The organism is Ottowia thiooxydans DSM 14619 (genome assembly GCF_000422885.1).
In the GTDB taxonomy this organism is placed as follows: Bacteria; Pseudomonadota; Gammaproteobacteria; order Burkholderiales; family Burkholderiaceae_C; genus Ottowia; species Ottowia thiooxydans.
The window spans coordinates 13,567-26,923 of record NZ_AUGX01000015.1; the positions used below are offsets into that span (position 1 = coordinate 13,567).

The window sequence follows — 13,357 nt, forward strand, 5'->3', positions numbered from 1 at the left end:
ACCCCCTTCCTCTGGAGCGCTTGCCGTGCTGCTGACATTGGTCTTCGCTTATCTATTGGTCACGATCGCCATCGGCCTCATCGCCGCCAAGCGGGTCAAGAATACGGTCGACTTCGCGATCGCAGGGCGCAATTTGCCGCTCATCATGATCGTGACCACGACATTCGCCACGTGGTTCGGCTCTGAGACCGTGCTCGGGATTCCAGCCAAGTTCGTCAAGGACGGGCTAGGCGGCGTGGTGGAGGATCCGTTTGGTGCCGGGTTCTGCTTGATTCTGGTGGGCGTGTTCTTCGCGGCCCGGCTCTACCGGATGAACCTGCTCACCATCAGCGATTACTACCGCGAGCGTTACGGCCGCGTGATTGAGCTGGTGTGTTCGCTGTTCATCATGGTCAGCTACCTGGGCTGGGTTTCCGCTCAGGTCACCGCATTGGGGCTCGTGTTCAACGTGCTCTCAGCCGGTGCCATCAGCGTGCCGATGGGCATGACGATTGGTGTGGTTTCCATTCTGGCCTACACCCTGTTTGGTGGCATGTGGTCTGTGGCCGTCACGGATTTTCTCCAGATGATCATTCTGGTGAGCGGCCTCATCATCCTGGCGGTGTATGCCAGCGGGCAGGCGGGTGGTGCGGACAAAGTCCTGGCTTTGGCTGTCAGCCGTGACATGTTCAACTTCTTTCCCGAACCCACGTGGCGCGACATCAGCTTTTTCATCGCAGCGGCGATCACCATGATGTTCGGCTCTATCCCCCAGCAAGACGTTTTCCAGCGCGTGATGTCGGCCAATAGCGAGAAAGCCGCCACGCGGGGCTCCATCATCGGTGGCTCTCTCTATATCGTGTTCGCGTTCATCCCGATGTTCCTGGTCACCAGCGCGCTGATCATCATGCCTGAGCAGGCCACTCAGTTGTTGCAAGATGATCCGCAAAAAGTGTTGCCGCGCCTGGTGATGGATCAGATGCCGTTTGCCATGCAGGTGGTGTTCTTTGGCGCGTTGCTTTCAGCCATCAAATCCACGGCTTCTGCCACCATGCTGGCACCGAGCGTGACCTTTGTGGAAAACATTTGGCGCCAGTTCCGCCCCCGGCAGAGTGATCGTCAGGAGCTTTTGACCATGCGCATCACAGTACTCGTGTTCAGTATGCTGGTACTGATGTATTCGATCCGCATGCAGGGAACGTCGATCTATGAGATGGTCTCGGGGGCGTATCAAGTCACCCTGGTGGGCGCATTCGTACCGCTCGTATTCGGGCTGTACTGGAAGCGCGCCACCACTCAGGGCGCTGTGCTTTCCATTGCCTTGGGATGTCTCACCTGGTTGTCGCTGTTGCTCACACCAGCTGGTGAGATGTTCCCGGCGCAGCTTGCCGGCGTACTCGCCGCTGTGGTGGGGATGCTGATTGGCTCGCTTGGCCCCCAGGTCGTGCGCGACACGCGCGCCTCCCACCACAAGTTGCAGGGCCTGGGCTGAGATATCGGTCTTCAGGGTCTTTTGGGCCTTCTGGGCCTCCCGTGAACTTCTCCCTGGGCGGAGTGGGGAAGCGCCTGATTGAGCGAGCCTTGCTTGGGCGCAAACGGCATCGGTGTATTTGAATGCTGTGCGGCGCACCTGGCTTACTTTGTACTCGGCGCCGCAAATAAGCTCGAAGTCTCTCCTCAAGCCTATAATTGAGGGTTTTTCCTATCTCAACTTGCCCTCGGCTCACGCGCCCTGAGCTGGATTGCCATGCCTATCTACGCCTACAAATGCTCTTCCTGTGGCTACGCCAAGGATGTGTTGCAGAAAATGTCTGACACGCCTCTTTCGGTCTGCCCGGAGTGTGGCGCTTCGGCTTTCAGCAAACAAGTCACTGCTGCCGGCTTTCAGCTGAAGGGCTCGGGATGGTATGTCACGGACTTTCGTGGAGGCTCGCAAGCCGCTTCCTCGTCAGAGGGGGGCTCCAAGAGTTCCGATAGCGGCAAGTCGGACAGCGCGCCTGCCGCCGCGCCAGCTCCAGCAGCTGCCTCCGCTGCGGCGCCGGCTGCTGCCCCGGCTCCCGCGCCGGCGCCTGCTCCCGCTTCCAGCAGCGGTGCCTCGAGCGGGTCATCTTCCAAGAGCTGAGCCCTTCCATTTCTGATTCAACCCCTCGCACCACCATGATGCAGCGCGTCAGGCAATACTTCATCACCGGCTTGCTGGTGTGGCTGCCCATGGGCGTCACAGTCTGGGTGCTGATGTGGCTCGTCGGCATACTCGACGGCATCTTCCTCGGAGTGCTTGCGGCCGCCGAAGCCATGTTGCCCAACGCCGGTGTCCTGGCCGGGAAGCTGCGCCATGTTCCAGGGTTAGGCGTGATCCTGGTGGCGCTCGTCATTTTGGGTACGGGCCTTTTTGTCGCCAACATGTTCGGCCAGTGGTGGCTGCGCCAGTGGGACAAGGTCATGACGCGGATCCCCGTGGTTCGCAGCATCTACAGCAGTGTCAAGCAGGTCTCTGACACTCTCTTTTCAGGTTCTGGCCAGGCTTTTTCCAAGGCGGTGCTGGTGCAGTACCCCCGTCAGGGCGCCTGGACCATCGCCTTTCTGACCGGTCGGCCCGGTGGTGAGGTGGCGCGCCACCTGGACGGTGACTACATCAGCATTTACGTGCCTACCACGCCCAATCCAACCTCAGGTTTTTTCTTGATGGTCCCGCGGGCTGATGTGGTCGAATTGAAGATGAGCGTGGATGAAGCGTTGAAGTACGTGATCTCCATGGGGGTCGTGTCGCCCCCCACTTCTGTGCCCGTGCCTGCCCCGGCAACTGCCCCGCTGGCGCAACCCAATTCCACTTCCGCGGAGCAGAACGTGCTCCCTCTTGCAACACCGGTGGCCGATGGGGCCGCCAGATCCGAATCCTGAAAGCGAAACACGGTATGTCGATGCGTTCCCACTACTGCGGCTTGGTGACCGAAGAACTGATCGGCCAGAGCGTTAGCCTGTGCGGCTGGGTCAACCGCCGCCGCGACCACGGTGGCGTGATCTTTGTCGATCTGCGTGATCGCGAAGGCTACGTGCAAGTGGTGTGCGATCCTGATCGCCCAGATATGTTCAAGGTTGCCGAAGATGTGCGCAATGAGTTTTGCGTGCGGGTGGTGGGCGTTGTGCGCGCCCGTCCGGCAGGCACCACGAACGATGGCCTCAAGAGCGGCGGCATTGAAGTGCTGTGTCACGAGCTGACGGTACTCAACCCATCAGTCACGCCTCCGTTTCAGCTCGACGACGACAACCTGAGCGAAACCACGCGCCTCACGCACCGAGTGCTGGATCTGCGCCGGCCTTACATGCAGAACAACCTGATGCTGCGTTATCGGGTTGCCATGGAGGCGCGCAAGTTTCTGGATACACACGGCTTCATCGACATCGAAACACCCATGCTCACCAAGAGCACACCAGAGGGTGCGCGCGATTACCTGGTGCCCAGCCGCGTGCACGACGGGATGTTTTTCGCCCTGCCTCAATCACCTCAACTGTTCAAGCAGTTGCTCATGGTGTCCGGCTACGACCGCTACTACCAAATCACCAAGTGCTTCCGAGACGAAGACCTGCGGGCGGATCGTCAGCCTGAATTCACTCAGATCGATATCGAAACCTCGTTTCTGGACGAGCAAGAGATCCGAGATCTGTTCCAGGGAATGATCACCACGGTTTTCAAGAATGCGCTGAATGTGGATCTGGGTGAGTTCCCGGTCATGCCTTATTCCGAAGCGATGTATCGCTTCGGCTCTGACAAGCCTGATCTGCGCGTGAAACTCGAATTCACCGAGCTGACAGACGTCATGACCGACGTTGATTTCAAAGTGTTCAGCGGTCCGGCGACCACCCCCGGCGGACGCGTGGTTGCATTGCGCGTGCCCGGTGGTAGTGAGATGAGCCGCGGCGAAATCGACGGCTTTACTGAATTCGTCAAGATCTATGGCGCAAAGGGGCTGGCCTGGATCAAGGTCAACGAAGTGGCCAAGGGCCGGGATGGACTGCAGTCGCCTGTCGTCAAGAACCTCCACGATGCCGCAATCGCTCAAATCCTGGAGCGCAGCGGTGCGCAGGACGGCGACATCCTGTTCTTTGGCGCTGACAAGGCCAAGGTGGTGAATGATGCCATTGGCGCGCTGCGTCTGAAGATCGGGCTCGGGGAGTTTTCCCGTAAAACTGGCCTATTCGAAGATCGTTGGGCGCCGCTGTGGGTGGTGGATTTCCCGATGTTCGAACACGACGATCAGGAAGACCGCTGGAATGCGGTGCACCATCCGTTCACGGCGCCTAAAGACGGCCACGAAGACTACATGGATTCTGATCCGGGCAAGTGCGTCTCCAAAGCGTACGACATGGTTCTGAACGGCTGGGAACTGGGCGGAGGCTCAGTGCGTATCCACCGCGCTGATGTGCAGGCCAAGGTGTTCGATGCACTCAAAATCTCGCGTGAAGATGCGCAGCAGAAATTCGGTTTCCTGCTGGACGCGCTCCAATATGGCGCGCCGCCGCACGGTGGATTGGCCTTTGGCCTCGATCGCCTGGTTACTCTGATGACCAAAGCAGACTCGATCCGTGATGTGATCGCTTTTCCCAAGACCCAGCGCGCGCAGTGCTTGCTCACGCAAGCGCCTAGCCCGGTGGAAGAAAAGCAGCTTCGCGAGTTGCATATCCGGCTGCGTAACACCACGCCTGCGGCCTGATTTGGCCGCGCGGCGATGCCGTCCTACGCCATCGCCGCTTGGGCTCTGCTAGGATGAGTTCCTCAAACATAGAGAGAGAGCTCATCATGTCAGATATGGTCGATTCCGCTGTAGAAACTAAAGATCAATTGGTCGCCAATCTTCGCCGCGTCATTGCTGATGCAGAGGAACTGCTGTCCGCAACTGCGGGTCAGACCGACAGCAAAATGGCCGAATTGCGTAGCCGTGCCAAGGAAAATCTGGTCCTGGCCCGTGAAAAATTGGCTGATGCCGATGCCGCTGTGCGCGCTCGTGCCCGCCATGCCGCCGCCGCTACCGACGAATACGTACACGACAACCCATGGTCGTCCATTGGTGCTGCTGCAGCGCTGGGCATCTTGGTAGGTGTGTTGCTCGGTCGTCGGTAATCTCCATTTGATCTAGAACATCCAATCCAGCATGGCACGACCCTCGGCGTCTGAACAGCCCGGCACGGCAGCGCGCGTGGGCGCGCTCCTGGCCGATGTGCTTGAGTTGGCTCAGGTGCGGTTTGAGCTGTTTACCGTCGAAGCACGGGAAGAGTTGTTGCGCCTGGCTCAGATGGCGATGTTTGGGGCATTCGCGGTCACGTTTCTCAGTTTTGGGCTGATTTTCCTGGCCGTGTTTCTCACCGTGCTGTTTTGGGACACGCACCGCTTGCTGGCTTTGGGCATCAGCACGGTCGTTTTTCTAGGTGGTGGGCTGGCTTTGTTCGGCTTGGCCTGGATGCGCTTCAAGGAAGGTTTCCGGATGTTCGCCGGCACCAGGGATGAGGCGCAGCGCGATCAGGAGCGGCTTCGCTCATGAGTCAACGAGCCGAACTTGCCGCGCGCCGCGAGCAGCTTCTGCTTCGCTCGGCCCAGCTGCGCGAACAGCTGGCCCATCGTTCCAGCGTCATCCAGCCTGCGTTTCGTGCCGCTGACAAGGTGCGCGAAGGCGCGTCGTGGATGCAATCCAATCCTGCCCTGATCGCCGTAGTGGGGGCTGCTTTGCTGGGCGCCGCCGCTGCGCGGCCAAAGGCGATGGTTGGACTGGGTTTACGGGCTTGGTCGGGCTGGCAGATGTTTCAGCGTGTGCGTCCTGTGGCGAACGCATTCCTGCGCCAGTTTCTTTGAGAAATTCATATGGCTGAGGCCACCGCCTTGCCACGCTCCTACAAGATTCCGAAGTCTGTGTTGGTGGTGATCTATACCGCCTCGCTTGACATATTGCTGATTCGCCGAGCCGACACCTCAGACGCCTTTTGGCAATCGGTTACCGGGAGCAAAGACAGCGATCAAGACCCCTTTGCAGACACCGCCGTCCGGGAGGTGTTCGAGGAAACAGGCATCAATGCCCGTGATCCCTCTTGCCTGCTGCAAGATTGGGAACTTGAGAACGTTTACGAAATCTATCCTCGGTGGCGCCATCGTTATGCGCCGGGCATTACCATGAACACCGAACATGTGTTTGGGCTACGTGTAGGAGCCGACACACCAGTGCAGCTCAATCCACGTGAGCATACGGATTGGATCTGGCTACCCTGGCAAGCCGCTGCCGATCGCTGTTTTTCCCCGTCCAATGCCGAGGCTTGCCTGCTGCTGCCCCGATTCGTTTCCTGATCGCTCATGTCCGCCTCTGCTGATTCCACCGAACACGACGACGGGGTGCTGCGCGTCGCCACCTACAACATTCATAAGGGCGTGCAGGGCATTGGGCCCACCAGGCGGCTGGAAATCCATAACCTCGCATTGGCCGTGGATACGCTGGATGCAGATATCGTTTGCCTGCAGGAAGTTCGCATGGTGAACCGCAGGGAGGCTGATTTTTTCTCTCTCTGGCCGCAGGTGCCCCAAGCGGAGTTTCTGGCGCCGGAAGGTTACGAGGCGGTTTACTCTACCAATGCCGTGACCAAGCATGGAGAGCACGGCAACGCCTTGCTTTCACGCTGGCCGATCATCAAACACTGTCATGAAGACATGTCTGACCATCGTTTCGAGCAGCGCGGCCTCCTGCACGTGGAGATTCTGATCGGTGAAGTCCCTCTTCATGCCATCGTGGTCCACTTCGGGCTGATTCCGGCCAGCCGTTTGCGGCAGACGGCTCAGCTGCAGCGCTACATTGCTCGCGAAGTTCCAATCGATGCGCCTGTGATCGTCGCAGGAGATTTCAACGATTGGGGGACGCAGGTTAAAAAACTGCTCCGCGCCGAGGCGCTGCATTCGTTTGAAGGGCCCCGTACCTTCACCTATCCCTCCCGTTTGCCGGTGGTGCAGCTTGACCATATTTACGCGCGTGGTATGGAGCCGCTTGGCCTCGCCGCGCCGCGCGGGCGCGCGTGGAGTCGGATGTCGGACCACCTGCCGCTGATTGCTGAGTTCAGGATGCGCGCAGGGGCCTGAGAACGTGTTCCCGATCTTTTCGGGCCTCGAATGCCCGGCGCCCGAAAAGATCCGGAACACTTTCTTGGAAGGCAAGGCTTTAGCAGCGCTGTTACCATGCTGGCAGACATGAAATCCCTGCCTGAACTCTCATCCGCCAGCGAGGTGGCTTCCGACGATGTCGGTACTCCCGTTTCGGTCAAGATCCGTGAACGCCTGAAGGAAGCGCGCCGCCGGTTCAACGCCAATGACAATATTGCCGAATTCATCAAGCCGGGGGAGCTGGAGCTTCTTCTGGACGAGGTGCAGGACAAGATGCAAGGCGTGCTCGACAGCATGGTGATCGACACCGCTACGGATCACAATACAGCCAACACCGCGCGTCGGGTGGCCAAGATGTATATCAACGAGGTGTTCAGTGGGCGCTACATCAAGGGGCCCACGATCACCGAGTTCCCGAATGCGGAACGCTTGAACGAGTTGATGATTGTGGGCCCGATCACTGTGCGTTCTGCCTGTAGCCACCATTTTTGTCCGGTCATGGGCAAGTTGTGGATAGGCGTGATGCCCAACGAGCGCACCAATGTCATTGGCCTTTCTAAATATGCCCGTTTAGCTGAATGGATCATGGGCCGGCCGCAGATTCAGGAAGAAGCTGTGGTCCAGCTGGCCGATCTGATCCAGGAAAAGACGAAACCTGATGGCCTGGCCTTGGTCATGGAAGCCACGCACTACTGCATGGCATGGCGGGGTGTGAAGGACATGGACAGCAAGATGATCAATTCGGTCATGCGCGGCGTGTTCCTCAAGGATGTGAACCTGCGGCGCGAATTTCTCGCACTCATTCCACGTGCACGCTGAACTCAGGATTAAATAATGCTTGTCCGATTGCTCTACGCCAGCCGCGCCGTCGACACCACTCCGGCCGCCATTGATGCGATATGCGCCAGTGCGCAGCAGCACAACGCTGAACAGGGCGTTACTGGTGTGCTGGTGTACGGCGGTGGGATCTTCATGCAGGTGCTGGAAGGTGGCCGCCAGATCGTCAGCGACCTTTATGGCGTGATCCAGCGGGATGCGCGCCACAAGGAGGTCGTGCTGCTCCATTATGAAGAGATCACAGAGCGGCGTTTTGGAGGCTGGACGATGGGAATGGTCAACACCAGCCGCATCAATCCGAGCACGCTGCTTAAATACAGCGAGCAGGCCGAACTGAATCCCTATTTGGTCACAGGTAAGGTTTCAATGGCTCTGATTGACGAACTGATGGCGACTGCGAGCGTGGTCGGGCGCCCCTGATAGAGCGCTTCTGATCGAGCGGTAAAGAACCCACGCTCGCTAAGTGTGACGTGTTCTTAGTGGCGCGGGGGCGAATTTGGTGTGAGCACGCCCTAGTCACCCACAGGCGCTTCAGGGCGTGCGAGGCCAGCCAGCGCCTCTCCCTCGGTCCTGTACAAATGCAGCAAAGGGCTCTCGGTCAGGGCTCCTGCTGCGGTCAACACTTTTTCTGCTGGTAGCTTCAATCCGCTGATATGCAGGGCTATGCCATGGCCTTGCAGCATTCTCAGCAAGCGCGTGAACACCTCTGCACCCGTGGCGTCGATGCGGTTGATGGGCTGCGCAAAAAGGTACACGTGCCGGGTGTCCCGGTGATCTGCCAAGTACTCGACGAGCGTGCGTTCAAACTGGCTGGCCGCGGCGAAGTCGAGCGGGGCATCCATGCGCAGTGCATACGTATGAGATGCCAGTGGAGGAAGGTTCCATAGATGGCGGTCGCGCAGGCTGCCATCAGGATGCAGACCGACTTCAATGATGCGTGGATGCAAATGCTGGTAGAGAAACAGCGAAAGCATCATCAGCACGCCCGCCAGCACGCCCCAATACAACGCCGGGGCCGCCAGGATCGTCACCACGAAGGTTACGGCGGCAATCAGTGCCTCAACGCGTGAGATGCGCCACAGCCTTTTGAATTCGCTGGGTTTGAGCAGTCCAACCACCGCCGCCACCACAATGGCCGCCAGCACGGGTTGCGGTACATAGCGCAGTACCGGAGTGAAGGTCAGCAGAGCGATCAGCACCACCACCACCGAAAATACCGTGGCCCAGCCTGATTGGGCGCCCGCGTACAGGTTGAGTGCCGAGCGGGAAAACGAAGAGCTGGTGGGGAAGGCGCCTGAAAGGCCTGAAACAATCTTGCCCACCCCCTGGCCGATTAAATCCTGGTCTTGGTCCCAGCGGGTATTCTTGCGCTCGCTATCCACCTTCGCACTGGAGGCGGTTTCAAGAAAACTCACCAGCGTGATCACCAGTACTGGCATGACCAGTTGTCCCATGGTGGCCCAACCAGGCCAACCTGGCAGGTAGAGCTCCGGCAAGCCCTGTGGCAGCTCGCCCACCACCTTGCCGCCCGAACCCTCGAAACCGCTCAGCCAACTCACGCCGGCTGCCGCGAGCACCACCACCAGCACGGTAGGGAAGGTGGGCCGCCAACGCCGTGCGCCCATCAGCAATGCGAGTGCGATCACTCCATAAATGGCGGAAATGCCATGCCAGTCGGACAACTGTGTCCACCCACCCTGAAGGCCTAACAAGGCGGGGAGCTGGGAGGCGATGATCAAAACTGCCGCGGCCTGTGTAAAGGCCATTAGTACAGGAGCGTTCACTACGTTGAGCAGCCACCCGAAACGGGCGAAACCCAGCACCATCTGCATCGCTCCAGACAGCAGCGCCAGCCATACCGCCAGCTCGACCCATTGCGCGCTTCCCGGCTCTGCCATCCCAATGAGCGATGCATGAATGAGCAGTGCGCTTAACGCGGTAGGACCTACCGACAATCGCGCTGATGCCGAAAACAGCACGGCAAAGAGCGCCGGTAGCATGGATGCATAAATTCCCGTGACCAGCGGCATCCCCGCCAGAGCGGCATACGCCACACCCTGCGGGATCACCATCAGCCCGACGGTGAGGCCGGCCATGGCTTCACCCCGCAGCATCTCGGTATTAGGACGCGGCCAGCTCAGGGCTGGGATCAGACGGGACCAGGAAATGCGCATGCCGCTATGCTACGCCAGACGGCCGGACATATCTCTGGATTGTGAAAAGGCTCCAAGCGTGGTTAAAAGAAAAATCCCCGGTAGCCTTGAGGCCCCGGGGATGGTTAGACGTGTCGAGGGCTGAAGAATCAGCCCTGATTCTTTTAACGAACGGCCAGGTTATTGCGAACGCTTTTGACGCCGTTCACACCACGTGCAATTTCAGAGGCTTTGGATTTTTCTTCAGCGCTCTTGGCAAAGCCTGCCAGTGAAACCTCACCATTCAAGGTCTGCACGTTGATGGCGCCAGCATCTACCGTTTTGTCGGAAACGAATTTGGCTTTCACGGCGGTGGTAATAGATGCGTCGTCCACATAGGCTCCCACCGTTTCCTGACCGCGGAAGACGGAGCAACCAGTGGCTACCAAGGTAAGGCCAGTCATGGCCGCAATGACGACTGTGCGAAGTGTTTTCATGGTGAATGTCCTGTTGTTGTATTAGATGCGCGCGTGTCTGGTGTTCCGCGAACGCTTTACTTGCGGCGGCGACCCAGCAGCATGGCAACGACGGCTCCAGCCGCCGCCGCGATAGCCATGGACTTCATCGGCTGCTCAGCGACATAAGCACTCGTCTTGTGAGCGACATCATTGAATTTTTCCCGCGCTTGAGCGGTTGTATCGGAAGCCGCTGCTTTGCCCTGTTCGGCCATAACCTGCACACGAGCCGAAATGGCGTCGATCGCGGGTTTGATGTCGTCACGCAGGCTACGGACTTTGGCATCCGCCTTGTCCAACGCTTCGTTGGCGAACGATCGCGCGGAATCCACAGTGCTCTCTGCTTTATCTGCCAGTGTGTCAGTCGCGGTGTTTGCGGTGTCGGCCAGTTTGTCTATCGAGCTGATGTTTCTATTGCCCATGTCGAATTCCTTTGGTGATCCAGCGAAGTCAAGATTCGCAATCGGGGTAAGAGGCGTGGGCCTGTACTGCTCCGGTTGCTTGGTACTTAGCTTACGTGATGCCCCGGCGGATGCGATCAGCCGGGTGCGCTGCCGGATGTCGGTGGTTTGATGCCCGGCGCGTAGGAATTCGCTGACATGGCGCCCGAAGCGGAGGCCAGCTCACTTTGAACCCGGGCCTGATGTCTGGGCACCGTACCCGTGATTCGGGTCCCACGACCGGAGCCAGAGTTGATGTCCAGCCTGCCTCCACCACCTTCCACGCGGTGACGCATACCCACGAGCCCATGGGAAGACTGTGGCAACACGCTGGGGTCGAAGCCGCGGCCGTCGTCGACGATGGAAACCTCCGCGTGATAGACGTAGTTTTTAAGCGATACCCTGATGCTGCGAGCCTCGGCGTACTTGCCGATATTGGTCAGCGCCTCCTGCACAGTGCGATAAATCGTCAATTCAGCGGCGGGGTCGAGATCCACCGGCTCCAGGGCCGTTTCTACGGGGATGCCGGAACGTTCGGAGAATTCGCGCGAGAGAATCTCCAGGGAGGCCACCAGCCCCAGATTGGACAGCGAGGATGGGCGCAGGTCTTCGATGATGCGTCGCTTGAGCGCAATGCCCTGATTCAGCGTTTCGGTCAGGTGTTGCAACCGTTCGCCAAATTCTGGTGTGTCTTTGGGTAGCCGTGATTTCAGGCGAGCCACATCAAGCTTGGCGGCGGTTAGCAAAGCGCCCAGTTCGTCGTGCAGCTCACGCGCCAAGTGCGCGCGTTCGTCTTCCACCGCTTGCTGGAGATGTGTGGCCAGCTCACCCAGCCGCTTGGTTCGTTCACGCACCTGGGATTCGAGGGCATCGCGCTCGGCCTCCAAGGCGCGCTGATGAGCTTCACTCTCCCGATGGAGTGCACGGGTCTGCCGGACATGCAAAAAGAAGGCTACGAGCGCCGCGAACACGCCCAGCGCCATACCAAAACGAGAGACATTCAGCAGGTTTCTGAGTTCCAGCCGTTTCTGTTCTATGAAGGTCTCACTCTGGGCGAGCAGGGCGTCGCTCTGTGCGCGAAACGCTGCCATTTGTTCGAGCCCGACGTTGCTGCTAACGACGAAGTCAACTACTTCCGGACGGTTGTCTTCTCGCATACGCACCGTGAGCGCCATCTCGGCCATTTTTTGCGACATGAAGCCGCGAAAGCTCATGATTCTGTCGGTGTCGAAGAGCGCACTGGTGTGTTGGGTGTCCAGCATTCTTCTCAGGCGGGTAATGTCCGCCAGTGCGCTATCGTAGGGCTCCAGGTACCGGCGGTCACCTGTCAAGATGAAGCCTCGTTGGCCAGATTCTGCTTCGCTCAGCGCGCGGACCAATGAGTTGATGGTCCAGCGGACTTGGTGGGCATTCTGGATCTCGCCCATGACTTCGTTTGTTTTTCGATGTGTGGTTTCATTGACAAACCAGACCAGAACTGCACACAGAGCAGCGAAGATCCATATCGCTGTCAAGTTGCGTACGGAATGACGTTTCGATGCCGGGGATGCAGATATAGGCTGGGCTGTGACGCCTGGCGAACTAGAATTGGTGTTCATTAGCGTGCAGTAGTCAATAAAACCCGGAAAGGTAAACCGTGATCAGAATCGGTATTGTGGACGACCACGCCATCGTGCGTTCCGGGCTCAAACAGTTCTTCTCCGAGCACGTAGATCTTCGTGTAGCAGGAGAGGCCAGCACCGGCCGTGAGGCCATCGACCTCGTGCGGACAACCGAGCTGGATGTGCTGGTCATGGATTTGTCCATGCCTGGTCAAAGTGGCATCGATGCGCTTGGCATGATCCGCGCCAAGGCGCCAGATGTGGGTGTTCTTATCCTCTCCGGTTATCCGGAAGAGCATTACGCGATGAACCTGATCCGCCAGGGCGCCAGTGGCTATCTGAACAAGGAGTGCGAGCCTTCGGAGATCGTCGAGGCCATTCGTACCATCGCTTTGGGAAAGCGCTACATCACGGCGTCCGTGGCGGAATTGCTGGCGCAGCAACTCAATCGCAAAACGGATGCGCCTCCTCACGAGCAGTTGTCGGAGCGTGAATTCCAGGTGTTTCTCAAGCTGGCCAAAGGCGAAACCGCCGGCGATATCGCCGAATCCCTTTCGCTCAGCGTCAAAACCGTGAGCACTTATCGCACCCGCTTGATGGAGAAAATGGGATTGAATTCCAATAGCGATCTGACCTACTACGCACTTAAAAATAAGCTGATCGATTGATCCAGCAGGAATGCCGCGGAGGTCGCCCTCTGCGGTGTCATGGGTGTCTTTGG

At 58.7% G+C, this 13,357-nt stretch carries 16 protein-coding genes; 12 read left to right on the plus strand and 4 right to left on the minus strand.

Translation table 11 applies throughout. The annotated features are described in order from the left end of the window. Positions 1-25: 25 nt before the first annotated feature. From G518_RS0114375 to G518_RS0114425, 11 genes are all read left to right on the plus strand, one after another. The gene (locus G518_RS0114375; protein WP_028603150.1) at positions 26-1,471 is read left to right on the plus strand and encodes a high affinity choline transporter 1; all 1,446 of its coding nucleotides are present in this window, start codon (positions 26-28) and stop codon (positions 1,469-1,471) included. Between the two features lie 255 nt (positions 1,472-1,726). Continuing rightward, on the plus strand, positions 1,727-2,101 hold the full coding sequence (locus G518_RS0114380) for an FmdB family zinc ribbon protein (RefSeq protein WP_028603151.1): 375 nt from the start codon (positions 1,727-1,729) through the stop codon (positions 2,099-2,101). A 35-nt stretch (positions 2,102-2,136) separates the two neighbouring features. Next, positions 2,137-2,880 (plus strand): DUF502 domain-containing protein, encoded by a 744-nt coding sequence (locus G518_RS35195; RefSeq protein ID WP_084651827.1) that lies wholly within the window; start codon positions 2,137-2,139, stop codon positions 2,878-2,880. A 14-nt stretch (positions 2,881-2,894) separates the two neighbouring features. Next, the gene (gene aspS / locus G518_RS0114390) at positions 2,895-4,691 is read left to right on the plus strand and encodes an aspartate--tRNA ligase (RefSeq protein ID WP_028603152.1); all 1,797 of its coding nucleotides are present in this window, start codon (positions 2,895-2,897) and stop codon (positions 4,689-4,691) included. Positions 4,692-4,777: 86 nt separating this feature from the next. Beyond that, the gene (locus G518_RS0114395; protein ID WP_028603153.1) at positions 4,778-5,098 is read left to right on the plus strand and encodes an ElaB/YgaM/YqjD family protein; all 321 of its coding nucleotides are present in this window, start codon (positions 4,778-4,780) and stop codon (positions 5,096-5,098) included. A 31-nt stretch (positions 5,099-5,129) separates the two neighbouring features. Further along, positions 5,130-5,516 (plus strand): phage holin family protein, encoded by a 387-nt coding sequence (locus G518_RS0114400; RefSeq protein WP_028603154.1) that lies wholly within the window; start codon positions 5,130-5,132, stop codon positions 5,514-5,516. After that, positions 5,513-5,824: a YqjK family protein gene (locus G518_RS35200; protein ID WP_051236682.1), complete on the plus strand. Its 312-nt coding sequence runs from the start codon at positions 5,513-5,515 to the stop codon at positions 5,822-5,824. Before G518_RS0114400 ends, G518_RS35200 begins: the two co-directional genes overlap by 4 nt. Positions 5,825-5,833: 9 nt before the next feature. Further along, positions 5,834-6,310, plus strand: a complete 477-nt coding sequence (nudB, locus tag G518_RS0114410) for a dihydroneopterin triphosphate diphosphatase (protein ID WP_028603155.1) — start codon at positions 5,834-5,836, stop codon at positions 6,308-6,310. 6 nt (positions 6,311-6,316) lie between these two features. Then, entirely contained in the window at positions 6,317-7,090 is a 774-nt protein-coding gene (locus G518_RS0114415) for an endonuclease/exonuclease/phosphatase family protein (protein WP_028603156.1), read from the plus strand. A gap of 108 nt (positions 7,091-7,198) precedes the next feature. After that, positions 7,199-7,930 carry a GTP cyclohydrolase I gene (folE, locus tag G518_RS0114420; protein ID WP_036594795.1) on the plus strand — a complete coding sequence of 244 codons (732 nt, stop codon included), beginning with the start codon at positions 7,199-7,201 and terminating at the stop codon, positions 7,928-7,930. 15 nt (positions 7,931-7,945) lie between these two features. Beyond that, positions 7,946-8,368, plus strand: coding sequence for a BLUF domain-containing protein (locus G518_RS0114425; RefSeq protein ID WP_028603158.1), 423 nt, complete (start codon positions 7,946-7,948; stop codon positions 8,366-8,368). A gap of 92 nt (positions 8,369-8,460) precedes the next feature. Here G518_RS0114425 and G518_RS0114430 read toward each other — a convergent pair whose 3' ends face one another. From G518_RS0114430 to G518_RS35205, 4 genes are all read right to left on the minus strand, one after another. Next, entirely contained in the window at positions 8,461-10,122 is a 1,662-nt protein-coding gene (locus G518_RS0114430; protein ID WP_028603159.1) for a SulP family inorganic anion transporter, read from the minus strand. A 143-nt stretch (positions 10,123-10,265) separates the two neighbouring features. Continuing rightward, the gene (locus G518_RS0114435; protein ID WP_028603160.1) at positions 10,266-10,577 is read right to left on the minus strand and encodes a BON domain-containing protein; all 312 of its coding nucleotides are present in this window, start codon (positions 10,575-10,577) and stop codon (positions 10,266-10,268) included. 56 nt (positions 10,578-10,633) lie between these two features. After that, positions 10,634-11,017: a glycine zipper domain-containing protein gene (locus G518_RS0114440; RefSeq protein ID WP_028603161.1), complete on the minus strand. Its 384-nt coding sequence runs from the start codon at positions 11,015-11,017 to the stop codon at positions 10,634-10,636. 116 nt (positions 11,018-11,133) lie between these two features. Further along, the gene (locus G518_RS35205) at positions 11,134-12,633 is read right to left on the minus strand and encodes a CHASE3 domain-containing protein (protein ID WP_084651829.1); all 1,500 of its coding nucleotides are present in this window, start codon (positions 12,631-12,633) and stop codon (positions 11,134-11,136) included. A gap of 38 nt (positions 12,634-12,671) precedes the next feature. On the opposite strand from G518_RS35205, the gene G518_RS0114450 reads away from it, so the two are divergent. Then, positions 12,672-13,304 (plus strand): response regulator, encoded by a 633-nt coding sequence (locus tag G518_RS0114450; RefSeq protein WP_028603162.1) that lies wholly within the window; start codon positions 12,672-12,674, stop codon positions 13,302-13,304. Positions 13,305-13,357 lie beyond the last annotated feature (53 nt).